The sequence below is a fragment of the Methylobacterium goesingense genome, from assembly GCF_022179225.1.
Lineage (GTDB): Bacteria > Pseudomonadota > Alphaproteobacteria > Rhizobiales > Beijerinckiaceae > Methylobacterium > Methylobacterium goesingense.
Genome location: NZ_BPQL01000068.1, coordinates 25320 through 44266 on the forward strand (window position 1 = coordinate 25320; position 18947 = coordinate 44266).

The window sequence follows — 18947 nt, forward strand, 5'->3', positions numbered from 1 at the left end:
GCCCCTCGCTCAAGCATGGCGTGTGCCAGAGGGGGTATGGAGGGACGAGGTGCGAACGCGCCGCCGCCCGCGGGCAATGGTTCAGCGCCGGGTGGGCAGCCAGTGCGGCTCGGGCTCGCTGCGTGGCAGCAGGACGGCGACGGCGTCGAGGTCGACGATGAAGTTCTGGGTGAGCAGGTGCCAGACCTCCGCCTGCGACGCGGCGTGATGGCCGAGTTGGTCCACCGCACTGGCGAGATGGCTGGGATTCACGAGGGTCGGACGCGGCTGAAGCGGGTCGGAATGGAGCATGGCGCGAGTTCCCGGGCGATGCTCCGATGATGATTCGTCAACCTTAAGGAAGATTTACCCGTCCGCAGCACCACGGTCTCCAAGCCCACCCCGCAGGACGCCTCCGGCAGCGGACTCCGCTCGCGCTGCGAATAATCGTCCGCGGCCTGCTTCGCACCGCCGCATTGCTGCGCTAGAAGCCCCGCGTCGCGCGCGGTGCCCGACGCGCCATCGAGGACCAGCCCCACGATGAAAGAACCGCTGCCCAACGTTCATGTGCGCGCCGAAGTCCTCGTCCAGGCCCTGCCCCACATGCAGCGCTACGACCAGGAGATCGTGGTCATCAAGTATGGCGGGCACGCCATGGGCGACCGCGCGGCCGCCGAGGACTTCGCCGAGGACATCGTGCTCCTCGAGCAATCCGGCCTGAAGCCGATCGTGGTGCATGGCGGCGGACCGCAGATCGGGCGCATGCTCGGCCGGCTCGGTATCGAATCCGAATTCCGGGGCGGCCTGCGCGTCACCGACGAGGCCACCGTCGAGGTGGTCGAGATGGTTCTCGCCGGCTCGATCAACAAACAGATCGTTGGCTGGATCTCGGCCGAGGGCGGCCGCGCCATCGGCCTGTGCGGCAAGGACGGCAACATGGTGCGGGCCCGCAAGGCCACGCGCACCATCATCGATCCCGAGAGCCAGACCGAGCAGGAACTGGATCTCGGCCTCGTCGGCGAGCCCGACCATGTCGAGCGCGGCGTCCTCGACGCGGTGCTCAAGGCCGAGTTGATCCCGGTCCTCGCTCCGGTCGCTTTCGGCGCCGACGGCCAGACCTACAACGTCAACGCCGACACCTTCGCGGGTGCCATCGCGGGGGCGCTGCGGGCCAAGCGCCTGTTGCTGCTGACCGACGTCCCGGGCGTCCTCGACAAGGACAAGAAGCTGATCCCCGAGCTGTCGATCGACGATTGCCGCCGGCTGATCGCGGATGGCACCATCACGGGGGGCATGATCCCCAAGGTCGAGACCTGCATCTACGCCCTGGAGCAGGGCGTCGAAGCGGTGGTCATCCTCGACGGCAAGGTCAGCCACGCGGTGCTGCTGGAGCTGTTCACCGATTACGGTGCCGGTACCCTGATCCGCCGGAGCTGAGGGCTCGGCCCGGGACGCGCCGTCCCGGGATCCCGTTCAGGCCGCGTCGGGCAGCGTGTCCCGGCGTGGCCGGAAGGCCAGCAGGGTCATGTCGTCCCGGCGTGCCTCGCCGCCTCGGTAGGCGGTCAGTGCAGCGTCGAGCCGCGCCACCTGCTCGGCCAGGGGCGCCGCCTGATCGCCGGCCAGAATGTCTGTGACGCCACGATGGCCGAGGAGCCGGCGGGCGGGACCGGCGCCACCCATTTGATCGGTGATGCCGTCGGTCATCAGGTAGAAGCTCATGCCGGGCGCGACCGTCAGGAGCGTCTCCTCGACCGAGACGCGCTCGCCAGGACGCTGGGGGTAGCCGAGGCCGCGCTTGGCGCCCCGGATCCGGGTCACGGCCGCGCCGTCGATGATGGTCAGCGCGGTGCCGGCCCCGGCAAAGCGGATTTCTCCCCGCGCACGGTCCCAGACGCAAATCCCGCAATCGAGGCCATCGTCGGATTCCGCGCCACGGCCATCCTGGCGCAGCTGCGTGCGGACCATGCCGTCGAGGGCCTCCAGAATCGCGGCCGGATCGCGCAGACCGCGCTCGTGCAGCAGGCGGTCGAGGGCGGTGGCGACGATCAGGGTCAGGAAGGCGCCCGGAACGCCGTGGCCGGTGCAGTCGGCGACCACCAGGATGCCGATCCCGTCGATCTCCTCGAGCCAGAAGTAGTCGCCGCCGACGAGGTGGAGCGGCTCCCACAGCACGGCCACGTCGAGACCGGTGCCGTCCAGGGCCGTCCGGTCGGGCAGTACGGAACTCTGGATGCGGCGCGCGTAGCCGATGCTCTCCATCACGAGCCGGTTGGCGTCCTCCAGCTTGTGGTGGGCCTGCTCCAGTTGTTGAAGCAGCTGCTTGGCCTCGTCGCCGCTGCGCAGGCCGTCCACCATCCGGTTGAACGCCTGGGAGATGACGTCGATCTCGTTGCTGGCGCGAAACGCTCCGTCGAGTTCCACCGGCACCCAGCGCTTGTGCTCGACCTCCCGCATGGCGAGCAGCAGACGCTTGAGTGGTGAAAGCACGTGCCGGCGCACGTTGGCGTGCAGCGTGAACACGAAGGCCAACATCAGGATCAGACTGGTGACGACGGCCAGCACCGCCTGCTTCTCGGCGTTCCCGCGCAGGCCCTCGGCCGAGATCGCCACGGTGAGGCGTCCCTGGGCGGCGGCGCCCGGCTCTGCGGGTATGTCGGCCTGTGCGGTGATGCGTTCGAAGCCACGACCGGGCTTTTGATCGCCGAAGCTCATCAGCACGGCGCCGGCTGCGTTGCGCAGGGTCGCCGAGCGGAAGGCCGGATCGAGACTCAGCGCTTCCACCTGGCGGCGGTAGATCTCCGGGCTGGCGCTCCAGTCCGGCCGCGCGATCGCCCTGGCGGCGAGCGAGGCCATCAGGTCGGCGCGCTCGCTGTAGAGGTGAAGCTGGTCGCGGTAGTTCACCCAGGCGATGCCGATCTGCGTCACCAGCACGACGACGGCGATGACGGGGTAGATCCGCAGGAACAGGATGTGGGCGAGCGTATCGAGGTCGCGCCCCTGCGCGGCGCCGCGCAGCGCGCCCGGGCGCATGGTGCCGGGCTCGCCGGTCGGCACGTCGACGAAGCCCGCAACCTCCAGGAAGTCGCTGCTCCGGCGGGGGCCCGCTCCGCGCAGGGAGCCGCCGCGCGGGCGTCGGCCCGCGTCCTCGACCCGGGCGGCCTGTGCCGGAATGATGGGGTTCGCCTCGGCGCTCACGAGCGCTCCGGGACGGCGGTGTCGGGTTTGAGACCGACGCGGTTGCGACCGTCGCGCTTGGCCGCGTAGAGGGCGGCATCGGCGCGTTGCATCGCGCTCTCCAGGCTCTCGCCCTGCCAGGCCTGGGCGACGCCGATGCTCACCGTGATGGTCACGGCCGAGTCGGCTCCGCCCACGGGCGTGGTGGCGACGGCTTCCCGGAGGCGCTCCGAGAAGGTGAAGCCCCCATCGAGGGAGGTGTCCGGCAGAACGATGGCGAATTCCTCGCCGCCGGTGCGGCCGATGAAGTCCAGGGTGCGCAGATTGGCCCGGCAGGTCGCCACGAAGGCGACCAGGGCGGCGTCCCCGGCGGCATGCCCGAAGCTGTCGTTGAGGAGCTTGAAGCGGTCGAGGTCGAGCATGAGGATGCAGACCGGGGCACCGCTGCGCTCGTGGCGCAGCCATTCCCGGGCGGCGATCTCCATGAACCGGCGGCGCGCCAGCGCCCCCGTGAGGTCATCGGTGTCGGCAAGGCGCCGCAGCTCGGCCTCGAGGCGGGTCCGGTGCTCGATCTCGCTCGACAGAGCGGTGTTCAGCGCCTGGAGATCGCGGCGCTGCTCGGCAAGCGCCTGGTTCGCCTTCTGGAGGTCGAGCTGCATCCGGTCGCTCATCCGCACGAGGCGGCGCTGCTCCCGGTAGCCCCGGCGATAGGCATCGGCGAGGGCCTGGACGCCGCCCGCAACGTCCGAGAGCCCCGCCAGCATGGCCTCGGAGCGCGCCAGGACCGCCTCCTCGGCGTCGTAGAGGCTGAAGGCATCCTCCGGCTTGGCAGGAGGCGTCCCGGCCACGGCCCGTACCGCGCGCGTCATGCCACCGGCTCCTTCACCATCTCGAAGCGCGCATGCGAAAAATCGGCAGCGAAATCCTCGCCCGCCTCCTCGATGGTCTCGTCGCCGTCGACGAAGTGCCAGCGCACGGTCACCGAGCGCCCCTCCTCCGCCGCATCCTCCAGGGGCATGAACAGGTTCATCAACGCCTTGGCGCTGGAGGAATTGAAGTAGGCCAGGCCGACCTCGAATACGATCGGTGCCCCGGACTGGTCCGCCAGATGGGTCCTCAGGGCCTGAAGCAAGGGCCCGAAGAAGGCGGCCGCGTCCTCGGGGTAGGATTCGCCGCGCAGGGTCAGGTGGCCCGACGCGAAGTCGAAGTCGACCTGCGGCGAGCGGTCCGTGGCGGCAAGCTGGATGCGATCCATCGGTGACGGGCCCATCAAATATAGGCTTTGAGGCAGAAGAAGCTGCGCTGGGTGTCCAGCGCCTGGAAGCCGTACTCCACCGGGGCGCTCGAGCGCCGGGCGATCTCGATGAGTCCGATGCTTCCACCGAGACTGCCCTCGTCCGGCGGCTGGCGCAGCTTCTCGCGATAAAAAGCCTTCAACGCGTCACTGTTGAGGCTGGCGATGTGGTCGAGGCGGGCGCGCAGGGACGGCACGTCAGCATCGGGCATCTCGTTGCCGCAGAGCACGTAGAAGCGCGCGGCTTCCATGCCGACCACGATCACGCCGTTGCTGATCAAGCCCGGCGCCGGTCCGGAGGGCTTGGCCACCTTGTCGGAGGAGTAGCGGATCACGTTCTGGGCCTGCTCGACGAAGATCGCGAACACGCGCTTGGCCACCGAGGTATCCGTCTCGCCCTGGCTCATGCGCAGCTTGAGCACCTCGCCCAGGGAGAACAGCACGTTCTCGGAGATGTCGCCGCCGAAAGACAGGATCACGCCCTGGCGCCGGGACGCGTCGAAGAAGTTCATGAAATCGCGAGCGAGCAAGGCTTTCTCTCCCGACGGAGGAGGCGCGGAGCGCCCGGCCCGGGGTGCGCCACACCACCCCTTAGACCTAGTCTCGCATTCGTGTATGTCCGGTTAAAGTGGCGCCAAGGACACACTTCGATACTTGCTGGAAGGCGAGGCTCTGACTCTCTCTATTGCTGGGGCAATACGCTCAAATTTACATCCTACTGCTCAATCTTCCAGCACGGACCAGGAAATCGAACCTAACCGGCTGAATGCGAGGTGTCCCAATTCCCTGGACGGCGCCCTGGACGCTTGCCGTATGCCCACGGCCATGCTCTGAAATGGCCTCAGGTGACGCTTCCCTTCGCACAGACCGGTCCCCATCTCGGACGGCCGGGCTTCGCGAGCCCACCCCGAACCGTGTCGAGACGCTTTGTTCCTCCCCGGCGAGAGCCACTTCACCACCGCCCAATCCCGCGGCTTTCGTCACGTCGACACCTGGGTGTTCGACCTCGACAACACGCTCTATCCGAGCGACGCCCGGGTCTGGCCCCAGGTCGATGAGCGGATCACCCTCTACGTCATGCGCCTGTACGGGCTCGACGGCCTCTCGGCCCGCGCCCTGCAGAAGTACTTCTACCATCGCTACGGCACGACGCTAAAAGCACTGATGGTCGAATCCGCGATCGATCCGCACGACTTCCTCGACTTCGCGCATGACATCGATCACTCGACCATCCGGCTCGACGCCGCCCTGGGCGATGCCATCGAGGCCCTGCCCGGACGCAAGTTGATCCTCACCAACGGCTCGCGCAGGCACGCCGAGAACGTGGCGGCCAAGCTCGGCATCCTCGATCACTTCGAGGACGTGTTCGACATCGCCGACGCCGACTTCATTCCGAAGCCCGAGCGCTCGACCTACGAGCGCTTCCTCAAGCGGCACGGGGTCGAGCCGCGTCGGGCGGCCCTGTTCGAGGACATCGCCCGCAACCTGGTCGTGCCCCATGACATCGGGATGTCGACGGTGCTGGTGGTGCCCCCGACGATCGATCCGTTCCGCGAGGCCTTCGAGCAGGAGGCGGTGCGCGAACCGCATATCGACCACATCACCAGCGACCTCGCGGGCTTCCTGGCGCAGCGTGTGCTGCCGGAGTTCGCGTGAGCACCTCACCGGACTGGACCGGGGCGCGGGCACCGGATCTCGCGGCCTTCGAGGACATGGCCCACGCCGCCTTCGCCAACCTGCCCCTGGCGTTCCGCAACCTGTGCGCCGGCCTCCTCATCCACGTCGAGGATTTCCCCGACGAAGAGACCCTCGGCGAAATGGGGTGCGAGAGCGAGTTCGACCTACTCGGTCTGTTTCGCGGGATCGGGCTGGCACAGGGCGGCGAGGCCGCCACGGGGCAGATGCCGAACCAGGTCTGGCTCTACCGGCGGCCGTTGCTCGATTACTGGGCCGAACACGACGAGACCCTGGGGCACCTCGTCACCCACGTTCTCGTCCACGAGATCGGCCACCATTTCGGCCTGTCGGACGCCGACATGGAGGCCATCGAGGCGGCAGCGGAATCCTGATCAGGCGCTACCGGCCGGGCGCAGCAGACTGGCCTTGGGCCGGCGCGTGCGGAACTGGCCGCGCTCCACCGCCACGAACACCAGCACCGCCAGGGCGAGCGTGGTGAGCCACCACATCACCATCATGCCCACGCCGACGCAGGCGATGAGGAAGGCCGCGGCGAACGCCGCCATCGCCCCCGGCACCAGCACCGAGGCCTCGCGGCCAGCCCGCCGAATCGCGGCATGCAGGGCGAAGGCGGCCGCGAAGGCGCCGACGAGGCCGAGTTCGTACCAGAGTTCGAAAAGCAGGGTCCGGGGCGCATTCATGGGCAGCAGGTTGACGTAACGGCCCCGCAGGGCCGTCTCGAACCCGTGCCCGGTGACAAGCCGGAACGGCTCGGAGGTAACGATCGCCTGCCAGGCCTTCAAGCTCAGGACGCCGGGCGAGCGCCCGCCGAACAGCCACGCGCCGATCGGGCGGGCGATGAAGGGCAGAACAGGGCCGAGCACGAGGAGTGCTGCGGCCACCAGGGCGAGGATGCGCGGCCCCTGGTTCGGCCGGAAGGCCGTGAACGCGAAGGCAAGGGCCCCGACCGCGAGGGCGACAAGGGTCGTCGGCCCCGGCGAGACGATGAGGGCGAGGGAAACCAGGACCGCGAGGCCGAGGGCTTCGCCGTCGCGGCCGCGCGAGCGGAGCCACGCCACGGCCGGCCAGACCAGAAGGACGAGGAGGATGAGACCGCGGTCAAGGATGCCCTCGTCGTCGCCGATCCGCGCGAGACGCTGGCCGAAGAGGCCCTGACCCGTGAGACCGAGGCCGATGGCGACGAGGGCCGCGGCCGCGAGACCCACCGGCAGGAGATAGAGATTCGCCGAGCGCATGCGATCCGGCAGGGCGAGGTAGCCCGCCATCGTCATCAGCAGGGTCGCCACCAGGTTGAGCAGGCGCTCGGTGGCGAGATCGAGGAAGGGTGTCCAGACCAGCGAGAGGGCGGCCCAGAGGATGAAGAGGCAGCCGGCCAGGAACGCGGGCGAGCGCAGCAGGCGCGTCGAGGCCGGACGGACCGGGCGTGACTTGCCGTCGACGATGCTGGCCAGCACCAGAAGCGCGATGGCGATGGGCGCCAGCACCACCACGGCGCGGCGCGCGAACTGGGCGGCCACTGGCATGACCACGAACAGGCCGATGAAGCCGACACGCCGCAGGAGCGCGGCGGCATCGCTCGCCGGATCGACGGAGGAAGTTGAGGCGCGCGCCATGCGTTCGATCGAAGGCCGTGAAACGGCGCCAGGGTGAGGCCCACGCGCTACGCCACAGTCCTAGTGCAGCCACGGCGGACGGGCTGTAGACGATGTGCAACAGTCACGATGCCGTGGCCCACGGCAAAGCAGGTCAGGCGCCCTGGGTCACGGGGCGGCGGCGCCCCCGCACCATCCGCCAACCGGTCTCGGCCAGGAGCCGCCAGCCCGCCCAGGTGGCGAGGAAGCCCAGGAGTCCGGCGGTGAGTCCATCCGCCGTGGTGGGGATCGCCGGAACGTAGTCCTGGTAGGTCGCCCGGGCGAGGGACATGTCCGGATTGCGCAAGACCGCCACCGCGCGACCCAGGGGGCCGCCCGCCTCGGCGAGGGCGCGCTGCTGTCCCGAGAGCGCGTCGAGGCGGGCGATGTCGGCGCGGGCCGCCGCGCCCCGGCGCGAGACCAGCGCGTCGCGGTCGCCGCTCAGGCGGTCGAGCGCATCGTTGCGGCTCCGCCCGCTGGCGGCGGCGTCCGCCTCGAACCCGGACACGACCCGGCGCAACTCGTCGACGGTGCCGCCGAGGCGCTGGGCGTATTGCTGAGCGAATTCGGGGACCTGCGCCGCGATGGCACCGGCGAGGAGACCGAGCGCGAGTCCGAGGGTGCGCAGGACGCGGAACACGAGACCTCCCGGTCGGGCACGGCGGAGAACCGAAGGCTGCCGAGGACAAGGCGGGAACCAGGCAGCCGGTTCCGATGGCCTACGAAGTCGAGTCGAGGGCGGCCGCCACGTCCGCGTCGCCGATCTCGGCCATGGCCCGCGCGATCTTGACGGCCCGGGTCGGATCGCCCGGCACCATGATCAGAATCACCGTCTCCAGGCCGGGACAGGCCGGATCGGCGCAGACGATCTCGCTGACCTTGACGATCACCTCAGCATCGAAGCCGCCGAGGCGGCGAACCCGGGCGATCACCCCCTCGCGGGCTTCCTGGTCAACCGGAGCGCGGCGACCGCCGAATCCGAACAGCGCCATCGCGGGCGGCCTCAGGTCGGCAGCGTGAGAATACCGGCCTGCCCGTCGGCGCAGCCGAAGGCGAGGCGGGTGCCGCGCCCGTCCCAGGCCAGCGCCGAGATCGCGCTGCCCTTCACGGCATGGCGCACCAGCAGTTCCGAGGCATCGGTGAACCGCACCAGAAGGATGCAGCTGTCCTCGTAGCCGATGGCCAGGACCAGGGCCTTGGGGTGGAACGCCACGCGGGAGACGCGGGCCGGGCGCACACCGCACTCGCGCGGCGCCTTGCCGGTGGGGCCCTCCTTCGAATCGAACGGCCAGACGATGGCGGCCTCGGCGCCGCTGGTGGCGAGCCAATCGCCGTCACCGGACCACGCCACGGAGCGCACCTTGCCGGGATAGCCCGACATCCGCATGTGGCCGCGATCGGGCTGAAGGCGCCAACCGTGCAGGGAGTTCTCCTGCATGGTCGTGACGACGAAGCGGCCGTCGGGCGACCAGGTCACGTCGATATGCGAGCCCTTCCACTCGATGAAGTCGGGAGCGGTCTCGAGGTTGGGGTACCAGAGGGTGGCGCCGTTGTAGTGCGAGACAGCGAGGCGGTAGCCCTTCGGCGCGAAAGCCAAGCCCCGCGCGGTGGAGGGTGCCGCGAAGGTCTTCTCGCGGCCCTTGGCGTCGCGGGCGACGACGTTGCGGCCGGCCGCGAAAGCGATGGCGCCGTCGGGATGCACCGCGAGGGCATCGATCCAGGCGCCGTTCCTGGCGGCCGCCACCTCGACGGCATCGCCGGTGGCGGAGGTCGCGACCACGCGCCCGTCGTCGCCGCCCGTGACGAGGCGGCGCCCGTCGCCGACGCCAACCAAGATCCCCGCATCGGGATGCGCCTCGACGCGGCGCGTCTCCTGGCCGGAGACGAGGAGCACGCCGCCATCGCCGAGGGCCAGGGCGAGCGTATCCTTCAGCCAGACCGCCTGCGTGACGTGGGCGCCGGCCGCGACCGGCGCGACGTGATCGAGGAGGGAGGGGGCACTCATCCGGACGGATCTCTCAACGCTGGTCCTCGCGATTCACTTCGCCACGGCCTTGATGGCGGGTGCCTTGACGACACCCTTGGGCGGGGCGGACCGCGCGATCAGGATCGTCGCGAGGAGCGCGAGGGAGCCGGCCAGGCCGGCGGGAATGGCGAGGGCATACAACGCCAGCTTCCCGTAGGCGACCGTTCCGGCCACCGATCCGACGAGGAGCGAGAACCAGACGACGCCGTCCCCGACCCATGCGGTGCGTGCGCCCCGCCGGGCGAGCGCCAGGGCAAGCTTCTGGCCGAGACCGAACAAGGCGCCGGTGACGAAGGTGGTGCCGGCCCGGAAGCCCTGGACGTACGAGAGCACGGCGTTCTGCGCGCCCATGGCGAGCGCCAGCATCAGGGAGGCGATGCCGGAATCCGGTGCGGCCGTCGCGGCCTGGAAGGCCGCCGTCACCACCGCGGTCTCGAAGCCTAGGATCACGGGCGTCACCCACCGCGCCGGGGTGAGCGCCGAAAGGCCGCCGCCGCAGATGCCCCCGAGGAGGAAGGCGAGGATCAGCAGGGCCGGCAGCAGCGCGTGATGCGGATCGCCATGGCCGAGGGCGACCGCGAACTGCGTCGTGTTTCCGCTCATGAAGGAGGTGTAGAGGCCGCCGAGCCGGATGAAACCGAGGGCGTCCACGTAGCCCGCGAGCGCCGTGAGGATGAGGCCGAAGCCGAGATGCCAGGGACGGGTCATGGGCGCCGCAGGCACGCCTTCACGACTTGGCTCACAGGGTTAAAGCTTCGCTTACCAAGTCCGCGCAATTGGAGTGAACGGCGGCGAACGATGGGCCTTGGCGGCCCGTTTCTCTGGCGATCCGGCACGGGCCCCACGGCCTCATGCCGGGTGAGTAGGAGTTGCGTCATGATTTCCTTCGCCTGCGCCTTTCCGACACTGCCCGCCTTCAGCCCGCGCGCCGCCGCCGAGACCGTCCTGGTGGTGGAGGATGAAGCCATGGTCTGCGAGCTCGCCGCCGAGGCACTGCTCGACGAGGGCTACCGGGTCCTCACCGCCGCCGATGCCGACGCGGCTGAGGACATCCTCGCGCGGGAGCGCGTCGACCTGCTCTTCACCGATATCGATCTGGCCCGCAACACGAACGGCATCGCGCTCGCCCGCCGCGCCCGCCAGCACTGGCCGAACCTGCCCGTGGTCTATACCTCGGGCGGACGCGGCCACCTCGCCCAGGCGGACGCGGTCGCCGAATCCGTGTTCGTGCCCAAGCCCTACCGTCTGAGCCACCTCGTGGCCCTGGCCAACGGCATCCTGCGTCCCAACCCCCACCACGCCTGACGATTCCGCGCGACTCGCGCGGGACCCGCCTTCCGGAGCCACACGATGCGCATCCTCGCCGCCGCCCTGATCCTTGCCGCCAGCACCGCCATGGCCGGCGCCGCCTGCGACGTGAAGGGGGCCAAGCTCGAAGAGGCGATCGCGGGCAAGTCCGAGCTGCGCGAGGCCGCAAACAAGCAGACGGTGCGCGATCTGCGCACCCTGCGCGACGCCGCCATCGTGCTGGAGACCTACAAGTACGACGCCGAGTGCGAGCGCCTCGTGGCGATCGTTCGCGCGCTCGCGGCAAATCCCGAGAAGACGATCGAGCGCGGTGGCGACACCGACGAGGAGAAGGCCGAGGACCTCATGGAGGCCCGCGAGCCGAAGGCGCCGATCGCTCCCGAAACCGTCAAGCCGAAATAGCGTGCCCGCGCGTTGGGACGCGCGTGATGATGCGGCGAAGGTCAGGCGAACGGACATGACGAGCAACGGTACGGCTAAAGAGTCCTCGGTCCGCGAGGCGGGGATCGCGCACGCGGCACAACGGCTGCCATCCGTCATCGTCGATGATTACAACATCGAGTTGAAGGACGGTGACGGCTTCGTCGGCGACCGAGTCTCGAAGGCCGCCTTCCGCGAGATGCTGGAAACGTGCCGCGCCAGGATGCGCGCCCTCGGCCCCGATCCCCTGGGCGACAAGGACAGCTGCGACTTTTCCAAGCGACGCCTCGATCACGTCCTCCTGGCCGAGGACACCCTTGCCTCGGGCACGGTCTTCAGCGCCATCGAGGCCTTCGCGCAGGAGCTTGCCCGCGTGGTCCGGCTCTTCCTGGCCCAGGACGGCTGGAAGGGCACGCAGGCCATCGCGGTGGGCGGGGGGTTCCGCGACAGCCGCGCCGGCTGTCTCGCCATCGGGCGTGCGAGCTACCTCCTGCGCGCGGCGGGCATCGACATCACCCTGGAGCCGATCCGGCATCATCCGGACGAAGGCGGCCTGATCGGTGCCGTTCACCTCGCGCCGGCCTGGATCTTCTCCGGCTACGACAGCCTGCTGGCCGTCGATATCGGCGGCAGCAACATCCGCACGGGCGTGGTCACGACGAACCTGCGCAAGGCCCCCGACCTGTCGCGCAGCGAGGTCTGGCGCTCGGAGATCTGGCGCCACCGCGACGAAGAGCCGATGCCGACCCGCGACGAGGCGGTGGAGCGCCTGATCGGCATGCTGACGGACCTGATCCGACGGGCCGACCGCGCCAATCTCACCCTGGCGCCGTTTATCGGAATCGGCTGCCCGGGTCTCATCGAAGCCGACGGCACCATCACCCGCGGCGGCCAGAACCTGCCGGGCAACTGGGAGAGCGATGGCTTCAACCTCGCCGAACGCGTGGCGGCGTCGATCCCGCGCATTGGTGGGCACGCCACCATGGTGGTGATGCACAACGACGCCGTGGTGCAGGGCCTGAGCGAGGTGCCGGACCGCAAGGACGTGACCCGCTGGGGCATTCTCACCATCGGCACCGGCCTCGGCAACGCGCGCTTCACCAATCGGGAGACGGAACAGGCCGAGGGCTGAGCGCGGGGGGCAATCGGAGGCCCCGCTCCGCTCAGCGCGTCTTCGCGTCGGCCCGCGCAAAGGTCTGGGCGATGCGCGCCCGCAGCTCGTCGTTCAGCTCGATGTCGACCACGCGCCAAGTCCAGTTGCGCAGGCGGAGGCGGACGCGCAGCCGACGCTCGCGGGACGCCTCGGGCGGCACGCCCACCACGACCGTCCGAAAGCCCCGCATCTCCGAGGCAAGGTAGAACGGGATCAATCGGCGTAGGTTGTCGATGCGCAGGCCCCCGCCCCCGGAGCGCGGGGCAGGCGCCTCCTGCCCCAATTCGACGGATTGCGGCCAGCCGTCGTCGAGGAGATCGACCACGGTTGCGGGCGTCACGAGCGCCTCCGCGATCGGGACAGCCAGGGCCGCGGCGGCCTCGGAGAGACGCTGGCGCTCACGCGGCTCGACGTCGGGCGCGGCGGGATTACGCGCCTGCGCGGCGGCAGCGGCCTGCCGGATCACCGAGAGGCGCAGGGTGCGGAAGTTGACGTGACGGGCAATGTAGTCGGTGTCGTGCGCCTGGACCGCGCGGGCGAGGTCGTAGAGCGCCCACAAGGGTGTCAGCGTGAACGCGAACCACCCGAGCAACAACAGGATCGGGATCGACCACCACCGCATCGGGGCGCCGGCTCAGGCGGTCACTGCGGGGCCCGCCAGGACGTGAGCCCCGCGAACGCGGCAACCACCCCCTCGTAGACCGGCCGCTTGAACGGCACGATCAGGTCGGGCAAGCCCGCCATCGGCTCCCAGCGCCAAGTGTCGAACTCGGATTTGAAAGCACCGTTCCCGGGAGACGTTACGTCGATCTCGTCGTCTGAGCCGAGGAAACCGAAGGCGAACCACTTCTGGGTCTGGCCGCGATAGCGCCCCTTCCAGGCCTGCTTCAGCACGTCCGGCGGCAGGTCGTAGGACAGCCAATCCTCCGTCTCACCGAGGCGCACGACGGAGCCCGCCGCCACGCTGGTCTCCTCGTAGAGTTCGCGCAGGGCCGCCGCCTCCGGGTCCTCGTCCGCGTCGATACCGCCTTGCGGCATCTGCCAGGCGCGCCCGTCCGCCACGTGCTCGGGCCCTGCATCGGCCCGGCGCCGACCGATGAAGACGAGGCCGGCCCGCGAGATCAGCGTGATGCCGACGCAGGGGCGATACGGCAGGTCGGCGCCGTCGGCGATCGGGGATGCGGTCATGGCCGCGACCATAGGCAAGCGCATGATGTGCTGCAACGCACGAAACGTCGAGTTGTACGGAATCGGCTCCCGCAGCGCACGCTTATGGTGCCTCCGGCCTCAGGGTTTGGCACTCGTCACCCGGGTTGTACCGGGGCTGCGCAGTGCGGCGCTCACCGGGACCAGCCGGATACCGCGCGCTTCCGCCTCCACCGCCCAGCGGGCGATCCTGTCGATGCTCATCGGCATGGCGCTGGCCGAACCGAAGGCGAAGCCGTTCTTGCGGGCCTGCGCCTCCAGGCGTGCCAATTCCCGGTCGATGGCCTCCGGGCGTGGCAGGGCGTCGAGCACGATCTCGGCGCGAACGACCGGCACCTTTGCCTTGGCGGCCAGGGTGGTGGCCAGCGAGCGCGGCGAGGTGCCGTCGTCCACGAAGCCGAGGCCGCGGGCGCCGATCTCGCGCAAAACCGGCTCCAGGGCGGCGGCATCGCCGGTCAGCTTGGCACCCATGTAGTTCACGATGCCGACGAAACCCTGGAAGCGGCTCATGACCCAGCTCAGCCGGTCGAGATTCTCGGGCGGGCGCGCGGTGGTCAGCAGGGTCTGTGGACCCGGGTCGCTGTCGGGATAATCGAAGGGCTCCATCGGTGCCTGGAGCAGCGCCTCGTGACCGGCCTCGCGGGCACGCACCACGGTCCGCTCGAGATCGCCCGCGTAGGGCGCGAAGGCGAGGCTGATCGCGGCGGGCAGACGGGTGATGGCGCTCGCCGTCGCGGCCTGGCCGATGCCGAGGCCCGAGACCAGGATCGCGACCCGCGGCCCGGAACCGCTCCCCTCCGGCCGGGCATAGACGTCGAGGGGACGCAGGCGGCCGTCGCCGATGCGCGGCAGGTTTCCGTGGCGCCCGCGTTCGACGAGACGCGAATCGGGGGCGGCGTTGAGCTTGACGGGTGCCGCGGACGGTACCTGAATCACCACCGCATCGCCGGGGGCGGCTGTCCCGGGCGGGCGGAACACGGTGACGCCCGAGGCGCTCTCGACCTCGTCCGCGTTGCTGGAGGGTGATCGGGATGCCTCGCGCTTCGGCGCGGCCTGCGCCACCGGCGCCACGGCGGGCTCTCGCAGGGTGATGGCCACGACGGCGCTGGGCTCGCCACCCTCCGGATCGCCCGTCGCCACCAGAATGCTGAGGCCGAGGGCGAGGCCCGCCACCACACCGCCCAGGACCATCGGGACGGTGGGGCGGAACCGCCTCAGGGCCTGCAAGCGCTGACCGGCGGTCGGCTTGGCCCCGAGGGGCCGGGTCAGGATGTCGTCGGTGGCCACGCGCTGGCGCTTCCCCAAAGTCCCGGACCGACGGTCGGGGCGGCGCGCGTCCGAACGAAGACGGCCCCCAAGATCGGTCGTGGACCGACATTGGGGGCCGCCATGGTTAACGCTTCGCTAAATCCGGCTCGTCCCGGAGGACGAGGTCAGTTCGGGACAGCGGCCTTGGGCGTGTTGGCCGCGCCCTTCTGGATGCCGCGCAGGTAGTCGAAGGCCGCGATGAGCTGCTTGTCCTTGGCCGGGTCCGGCGGGACGTAGGCCGACGAACCGCCACGCTCCTCGACGTCCTTCTGCTTGAGGTGGCCCTTCAGGCCGGCTTCACCCTTGGTCTCGTCCTTGCCCTTCAGCTCGTCCGGCACCTCCTGCAGGACCTCCTGATCCGGCTCGATGCCCTTGGCCTGAATCGAGCGGCCCGACGGCGTGTAGTAGCGTGCCGTGGTCAGGCGCAGAGCGCCCGAGCCGCCGAGGGGGATGATCGACTGCACCGAGCCCTTGCCGAAGGAGCGCGTGCCCAGCACCGTGGCGCGCTTGTGGTCCTGGAGGGCGCCGGCCACGATCTCGGAGGCCGAGGCGGAGCCGCCGTTCACCAGCACCACGATGGGCTTGCCCTTGGTCAGGTCACCGGATTTCGCCGAGAAGCGCTGCGTCTCGTCGGGGTTGCGGCCGCGGGTGGAGACGATCTCACCCCGGTCGAGGAAGGCGTCCGACACCATCACGGCCTGGTCGAGGAGGCCGCCCGGGTTGTTGCGCAGATCCAGCACGTAGCCCTTGAGCTTGTCGGCGCCGATGTCGGTGTTCAGCTTGTCGATCGCCGCGCGCAGGCCGTCGAAGGTCTGCTCGTTGAACTGGGTCAGGCGGATATAGCCGACGTCGCCGCCCTCGGCGCGCGAGCGCACCGGCTTGATCTTGATCACGTCGCGGTTGAGCGTGACCTCGATCGGGTCCTTCGACTCCTTGCGGCTGATCTTCAGCTTCACCGGCGAATTCACCGGGCCGCGCATCTTGTCGACCGCCTGGTTCAGGGTGAGGCCCTGGACCTGGTCCTCGTCGATCTGGGTGATGACGTCGTTGGTGAGGATGCCGGCCTTGGAAGCGGGCGTATCGTCGATCGGGGTCACGACCTTGATCAGGCCGTCCTCCATCGTGACCTCGATCCCGAGGCCGCCGAACTCGCCGCGGGTCTGCACCTGCATGTCGCGGAAGCTCTTGGAATCCATGTAGCTCGAATGCGGATCGAGGGAGGTCAGCATGCCGTTCACGGCAGCCTCGATCAGCTTCGCCTCGTCGGGTTTCTCGACGTAGTCGGTGCGGACCTTCTCGAACACGTCGCCGAACAGGCTGAGCTGACGGTAGGTCTCAGCGGAAGCCGCCACGGCGCTCGTCCCCGAGAGCAGGTGGGTCTGGGTGGTCACCACCGAGGATCCGACGCCGAGGAACGCGCCGAGCAAAACCAGGGAAACCTTGCGCATTATCCGCGAACCTTCTCGCTGGGGCTTTTCGCCCACCAAGGCTCCGGGTCGATGGAGCCGCCGTCTTTTCTGAACTCGACGTATAAGACCGGATCGCCGCGATCACCGCCTGCTGGGTCGGGGCTGGCGCCGCCTTCCCCCATCGCAGCCACCGGCTCGCCCGCGAGCACGAACTGGCCGACCTCGACGTTGATCTGGTCCATCCCCGCCAACAAGAGATAGTAGCCATCGCCGGCGTTGATGATCAAGAGTCGCCCGTACGAGCGGAACTGCCCGGCAAAGGACACCCAGCCATCGGCCGGTGACGAAACGACGGCTTTCGGCCGAGTCGCGAGCGATATGCCGCGGGTCGTGCCGCCGTTTCCGTCGGGCTGATTGAAGCTGCGCAGGGTGGCTCCGCTGACCGGACGGGGCAGGTCGCCACGGGTATCCACGAAACGCACCTTCGGCGCCAGCCGGGCCGGGTCGCGGGCGCCGGCCGCCGCGAAACGCTCCTGCGTCGCGCGGGCCTCGCGGGTCTCGGCCGCCCGCGCCTCCTCGGCGGCACGCCGCGCGGACGCGACCTCGCCCTCCATCCGGTCGAGAAGGTCCTTCAGGCTGCGGGCCTGCACGGCGAGCTCGGCCGTGCGGGTGCGCTCGGCCGCCAGTCCGCTCTCGACCTCGGCCTGCCGGGTGCGGCGCGTGGCGATGAGGGCGTTCAGGCGCTGCTGCTCCCGCGCCCAGCCCGCGAGATCGCTGCTCAAACCTTCGCGATCCGCCGCGATCAGACCCCTGAGGCGCACGAGTTCGGAGAGGTCCCCGGCCAGGGTCTCGGCCTCGCCACGCAATTCCGGCACCACAGCGCCGAGAAGCATGGAGGTGCGGATCACCGCCAGCACGTCCTCGGGCCGCACCAGCACGGCCGGCGGCGGCCGGCGGCCCATGCGCTGGAGCGCGGCCAGGATTTCGGCGATCACCCCGCGCCGGGATTCGAGGGAGCGCCGCAGGGCGGTCTCGCTGGCGCCGAGCGTCTTCAGGCGCTCCTCGAGACGGCTCATACGCACCTCGGTGGCCTGCGCCTGGCGGGCGGCGTCGAGGAGAGCCGTATTCAGCTTCGCCCGGTCGCCGCCGATCGCCGCGATCTCGGCCTCGTACTTCGCCCGCGCGCCCGTGCTGGCAGCCAGGGCCTCCTCGATGCGCTTCAGGTTCTCGGCCCGGCGGGTCTTCTCGTCCAGGGCCTTCTGGACGGCGTCCGGCGTCGCCGGTGCCTCGGCGCGGGGCGTCCCCGACACGACGAGGCAGGCCGCCAGCAGCAGCCCGCGCTTTGCCCAGTCTCGTCCGAATCGGATCGCCGGATTCATCGCTCGTCGAGGTTTCCGCGGTGGTACGGGTGGCCTGCCAGGATCGTCAGCGTGCGATACACCTGCTCCAGGGCCAAGACGCGCACAAGCCCGTGCGGCAAGGTCGCGGCTCCGAAGGAGAGGCTCAGTTCGGCCCGCGCCCGTACCGCCGGGTCGAGGCCGTCGGCGCCACCGATGGCCAGCACGAGGGCGGCACGGCCCGCATCGCGCCAGTCGCCGATCCGCGACGCGATGGTTTCGCTGGTGAGGTCCGAACGCCCACGCTCGTCGTAGACCGCCAGGACCGCACCATTGGCGACCTGCGCCAGGATGGCCGCGCCCTCCTCGGAGGCCCGATCCGGCGCGCGGCGCGCCCGGCTCTCGGTAATCTCGGCGATGTCGCAGGCAGTGAAACCGAGCCCGCGCCCGACCTGCGCGGCACGCTCGCGGTAGCGCGCGGCGAGATCGCGCTCGGGACCGGGCTTCAGGCGGCCAACCGCCGCCACGAGCAGGCGCACGAGGCGGCGCCGGCTCTCACTCGGCCAAGGCGGCGGAGGGCAATGCGGCGGCGGGACGGTCGGCGCCCCACATCTTCTCGAGGTTGTAGAAACCCCGCACCTCGGGGCGGAAGATGTGCACGATGACGTCGCCGGCGTCGATCAGCACCCAGTCGCAGGCCGGCAGACCCTCGACCCGGGCCGTGCCGAGGCCCTTGGTCTTCATCTCCTGCAGGACGCGATCCGCAATCGCGCCGACATGGCGCTGCGAGCGGCCCGAGGTGATGATCATGGTGTCGGCCAGGGAGGTTCGGCCCATCAGGTCGATCTCGATCGTTTCCTCGGCCTTCATGTCCTCAAGGCACTCGAGAGCGAGGCTCCGGAGATCATCGATCTTCCGGTTGGTGGTTTCTTCGGAGCTCGGGACTCCGGTGTGGGCCGCGTCGTTCAGCGTCTGGGTTCCTGCTATCGCCATCGTCATCCCAT

At 69.8% G+C, this 18947-nt stretch carries 23 protein-coding genes; 6 read left to right on the top strand and 17 right to left on the bottom strand.

Features of this window, described 5'->3' with window-relative positions:
* Nucleotides 1-81: 81 nt before the first annotated feature.
* Entirely contained in the window at nucleotides 82-291 is a 210-nt protein-coding gene (locus MFF30_RS13100) for a hypothetical protein (RefSeq protein ID WP_238279860.1), read from the bottom strand.
* 228 nt (nucleotides 292-519) lie between these two features.
* On the opposite strand from MFF30_RS13100, the gene argB reads away from it, so the two are divergent.
* Nucleotides 520-1416, top strand: coding sequence for an acetylglutamate kinase (gene argB / locus MFF30_RS13105; RefSeq protein ID WP_238279861.1), 897 nt, complete (start codon nucleotides 520-522; stop codon nucleotides 1414-1416).
* Between the two features lie 36 nt (nucleotides 1417-1452).
* Here argB and MFF30_RS13110 read toward each other — a convergent pair whose 3' ends face one another.
* The 4 genes from MFF30_RS13110 to MFF30_RS13125 are packed head-to-tail and all read right to left on the bottom strand — an operon-like array spanning nucleotide 1453 to nucleotide 4977.
* Nucleotides 1453-3174, bottom strand: coding sequence for a SpoIIE family protein phosphatase (locus MFF30_RS13110; RefSeq protein ID WP_238279862.1), 1722 nt, complete (start codon nucleotides 3172-3174; stop codon nucleotides 1453-1455).
* Nucleotides 3171-4022 carry a GGDEF domain-containing protein gene (locus MFF30_RS13115; RefSeq protein ID WP_238279863.1) on the bottom strand — a complete coding sequence of 284 codons (852 nt, stop codon included), beginning with the start codon at nucleotides 4020-4022 and terminating at the stop codon, nucleotides 3171-3173. Before MFF30_RS13115 ends, MFF30_RS13110 begins: the two co-directional genes overlap by 4 nt.
* A complete protein-coding gene (locus tag MFF30_RS13120; protein WP_238279864.1) occupies nucleotides 4019-4408 on the bottom strand; it encodes a DUF1987 domain-containing protein in 390 nt (129 codons plus the stop codon). Before MFF30_RS13120 ends, MFF30_RS13115 begins: the two co-directional genes overlap by 4 nt.
* 14 nt (nucleotides 4409-4422) lie before the next feature.
* A complete protein-coding gene (locus tag MFF30_RS13125) occupies nucleotides 4423-4977 on the bottom strand; it encodes a SiaB family protein kinase (RefSeq protein WP_238279865.1) in 555 nt (184 codons plus the stop codon).
* Between the two features lie 397 nt (nucleotides 4978-5374).
* Between MFF30_RS13125 and MFF30_RS13130 the strand changes: the two genes are divergently transcribed.
* Nucleotides 5375-6103 (top strand): pyrimidine 5'-nucleotidase, encoded by a 729-nt coding sequence (locus MFF30_RS13130; protein ID WP_238279866.1) that lies wholly within the window; start codon nucleotides 5375-5377, stop codon nucleotides 6101-6103.
* A gap of 56 nt (nucleotides 6104-6159) precedes the next feature.
* The gene (locus tag MFF30_RS13135) at nucleotides 6160-6516 is read left to right on the top strand and encodes a metallopeptidase family protein (RefSeq protein WP_238279897.1); all 357 of its coding nucleotides are present in this window, start codon (nucleotides 6160-6162) and stop codon (nucleotides 6514-6516) included.
* Here the strand turns inward: MFF30_RS13135 and MFF30_RS13140 are convergent, their stop codons facing one another.
* The 5 genes from MFF30_RS13140 to MFF30_RS13160 all read right to left on the bottom strand — a co-directional run bounded on the left by MFF30_RS13140 (nucleotide 6517) and on the right by MFF30_RS13160 (nucleotide 10510).
* On the bottom strand, nucleotides 6517-7758 hold the full coding sequence (locus tag MFF30_RS13140) for a peptide ABC transporter permease (protein WP_238279867.1): 1242 nt from the start codon (nucleotides 7756-7758) through the stop codon (nucleotides 6517-6519).
* 133 nt (nucleotides 7759-7891) lie between these two features.
* Nucleotides 7892-8416 carry a DUF2937 family protein gene (locus MFF30_RS13145; protein WP_238279868.1) on the bottom strand — a complete coding sequence of 175 codons (525 nt, stop codon included), beginning with the start codon at nucleotides 8414-8416 and terminating at the stop codon, nucleotides 7892-7894.
* A 79-nt stretch (nucleotides 8417-8495) separates the two neighbouring features.
* Entirely contained in the window at nucleotides 8496-8768 is a 273-nt protein-coding gene (locus MFF30_RS13150) for a hypothetical protein (protein WP_238279869.1), read from the bottom strand.
* An 11-nt stretch (nucleotides 8769-8779) separates the two neighbouring features.
* Nucleotides 8780-9781: a WD40 repeat domain-containing protein gene (locus tag MFF30_RS13155; protein WP_238279870.1), complete on the bottom strand. Its 1002-nt coding sequence runs from the start codon at nucleotides 9779-9781 to the stop codon at nucleotides 8780-8782.
* Between the two features lie 33 nt (nucleotides 9782-9814).
* Complete coding sequence (locus MFF30_RS13160) at nucleotides 9815-10510, bottom strand: YoaK family protein (protein ID WP_238279871.1); 696 nt, start codon at nucleotides 10508-10510, stop codon at nucleotides 9815-9817.
* A 168-nt stretch (nucleotides 10511-10678) separates the two neighbouring features.
* Between MFF30_RS13160 and MFF30_RS13165 the strand changes: the two genes are divergently transcribed.
* From MFF30_RS13165 to MFF30_RS13175, 3 genes are read left to right on the top strand one after another with little or no spacing between them, the layout of a single operon-like run.
* Nucleotides 10679-11107 carry a response regulator gene (locus MFF30_RS13165; RefSeq protein WP_238279872.1) on the top strand — a complete coding sequence of 143 codons (429 nt, stop codon included), beginning with the start codon at nucleotides 10679-10681 and terminating at the stop codon, nucleotides 11105-11107.
* A 45-nt stretch (nucleotides 11108-11152) separates the two neighbouring features.
* Complete coding sequence (locus MFF30_RS13170; protein WP_238279873.1) at nucleotides 11153-11512, top strand: photosystem reaction center subunit H; 360 nt, start codon at nucleotides 11153-11155, stop codon at nucleotides 11510-11512.
* Between the two features lie 55 nt (nucleotides 11513-11567).
* Entirely contained in the window at nucleotides 11568-12662 is a 1095-nt protein-coding gene (locus MFF30_RS13175) for an ROK family protein (protein WP_238279874.1), read from the top strand.
* A gap of 31 nt (nucleotides 12663-12693) precedes the next feature.
* Here the strand turns inward: MFF30_RS13175 and MFF30_RS13180 are convergent, their stop codons facing one another.
* The 7 genes from MFF30_RS13180 to rsfS form a co-directional block, all read right to left on the bottom strand.
* On the bottom strand, nucleotides 12694-13305 hold the full coding sequence (locus MFF30_RS13180) for a DUF2939 domain-containing protein (protein ID WP_238279875.1): 612 nt from the start codon (nucleotides 13303-13305) through the stop codon (nucleotides 12694-12696).
* Nucleotides 13306-13325: 20 nt separating this feature from the next.
* Nucleotides 13326-13883: an RNA pyrophosphohydrolase gene (locus tag MFF30_RS13185; RefSeq protein WP_238279898.1), complete on the bottom strand. Its 558-nt coding sequence runs from the start codon at nucleotides 13881-13883 to the stop codon at nucleotides 13326-13328.
* 87 nt (nucleotides 13884-13970) lie between these two features.
* A complete protein-coding gene (locus tag MFF30_RS13190; RefSeq protein ID WP_238279876.1) occupies nucleotides 13971-15176 on the bottom strand; it encodes a divergent polysaccharide deacetylase family protein in 1206 nt (401 codons plus the stop codon).
* A 146-nt stretch (nucleotides 15177-15322) separates the two neighbouring features.
* The gene (locus tag MFF30_RS13195; RefSeq protein ID WP_238279877.1) at nucleotides 15323-16645 is read right to left on the bottom strand and encodes a S41 family peptidase; all 1323 of its coding nucleotides are present in this window, start codon (nucleotides 16643-16645) and stop codon (nucleotides 15323-15325) included.
* Complete coding sequence (locus tag MFF30_RS13200) at nucleotides 16645-17985, bottom strand: murein hydrolase activator EnvC family protein (RefSeq protein WP_238279878.1); 1341 nt, start codon at nucleotides 17983-17985, stop codon at nucleotides 16645-16647. The genes MFF30_RS13195 and MFF30_RS13200 overlap by 1 nt, the downstream gene beginning before the upstream one ends.
* The gene (rlmH, locus tag MFF30_RS13205) at nucleotides 17982-18482 is read right to left on the bottom strand and encodes a 23S rRNA (pseudouridine(1915)-N(3))-methyltransferase RlmH (protein ID WP_238279879.1); all 501 of its coding nucleotides are present in this window, start codon (nucleotides 18480-18482) and stop codon (nucleotides 17982-17984) included. Before rlmH ends, MFF30_RS13200 begins: the two co-directional genes overlap by 4 nt.
* 16 nt (nucleotides 18483-18498) lie before the next feature.
* Nucleotides 18499-18942 (bottom strand): ribosome silencing factor, encoded by a 444-nt coding sequence (gene rsfS / locus MFF30_RS13210; RefSeq protein ID WP_238279880.1) that lies wholly within the window; start codon nucleotides 18940-18942, stop codon nucleotides 18499-18501.
* Nucleotides 18943-18947 lie beyond the last annotated feature (5 nt).

Excerpts from the sequence above, each read along its gene's own strand:
- MFF30_RS13170 (WP_238279873.1), top strand. The coding sequence starts at position 11,153 with ATGCGCATCCTCGCCGCCGCCCTGATCCTTGCCGCCAGCACCGCCATG.
- MFF30_RS13160 (WP_238279871.1), bottom strand. The coding sequence starts at position 10,510 with ATGACCCGTCCCTGGCATCTCGGCTTCGGCCTCATCCTCACGGCGCTC.
- MFF30_RS13155 (WP_238279870.1), bottom strand. The coding sequence starts at position 9,781 with ATGAGTGCCCCCTCCCTCCTCGATCACGTCGCGCCGGTCGCGGCCGGC.
- MFF30_RS13120 (WP_238279864.1), bottom strand. The coding sequence starts at position 4,408 with ATGGATCGCATCCAGCTTGCCGCCACGGACCGCTCGCCGCAGGTCGAC.
- MFF30_RS13135 (WP_238279897.1), top strand. The coding sequence starts at position 6,160 with ATGGCCCACGCCGCCTTCGCCAACCTGCCCCTGGCGTTCCGCAACCTG.
- MFF30_RS13115 (WP_238279863.1), bottom strand. The coding sequence starts at position 4,022 with ATGACGCGCGCGGTACGGGCCGTGGCCGGGACGCCTCCTGCCAAGCCG.
- MFF30_RS13175 (WP_238279874.1), top strand. The coding sequence starts at position 11,568 with ATGACGAGCAACGGTACGGCTAAAGAGTCCTCGGTCCGCGAGGCGGGG.
- MFF30_RS13140 (WP_238279867.1), bottom strand. The coding sequence starts at position 7,758 with ATGGCGCGCGCCTCAACTTCCTCCGTCGATCCGGCGAGCGATGCCGCC.
- MFF30_RS13185 (WP_238279898.1), bottom strand. The coding sequence starts at position 13,883 with ATGGTCGCGGCCATGACCGCATCCCCGATCGCCGACGGCGCCGACCTG.
- argB (WP_238279861.1), top strand. The coding sequence starts at position 520 with ATGAAAGAACCGCTGCCCAACGTTCATGTGCGCGCCGAAGTCCTCGTC.
- MFF30_RS13195 (WP_238279877.1), bottom strand. The coding sequence starts at position 16,645 with ATGCGCAAGGTTTCCCTGGTTTTGCTCGGCGCGTTCCTCGGCGTCGGA.
- MFF30_RS13150 (WP_238279869.1), bottom strand. The coding sequence starts at position 8,768 with ATGGCGCTGTTCGGATTCGGCGGTCGCCGCGCTCCGGTTGACCAGGAA.
- rsfS (WP_238279880.1), bottom strand. The coding sequence starts at position 18,942 with ATGACGATGGCGATAGCAGGAACCCAGACGCTGAACGACGCGGCCCAC.
- MFF30_RS13165 (WP_238279872.1), top strand. The coding sequence starts at position 10,679 with ATGATTTCCTTCGCCTGCGCCTTTCCGACACTGCCCGCCTTCAGCCCG.
- MFF30_RS13200 (WP_238279878.1), bottom strand. The coding sequence starts at position 17,985 with ATGAATCCGGCGATCCGATTCGGACGAGACTGGGCAAAGCGCGGGCTG.
- MFF30_RS13180 (WP_238279875.1), bottom strand. The coding sequence starts at position 13,305 with ATGCGGTGGTGGTCGATCCCGATCCTGTTGTTGCTCGGGTGGTTCGCG.
- MFF30_RS13100 (WP_238279860.1), bottom strand. The coding sequence starts at position 291 with ATGCTCCATTCCGACCCGCTTCAGCCGCGTCCGACCCTCGTGAATCCC.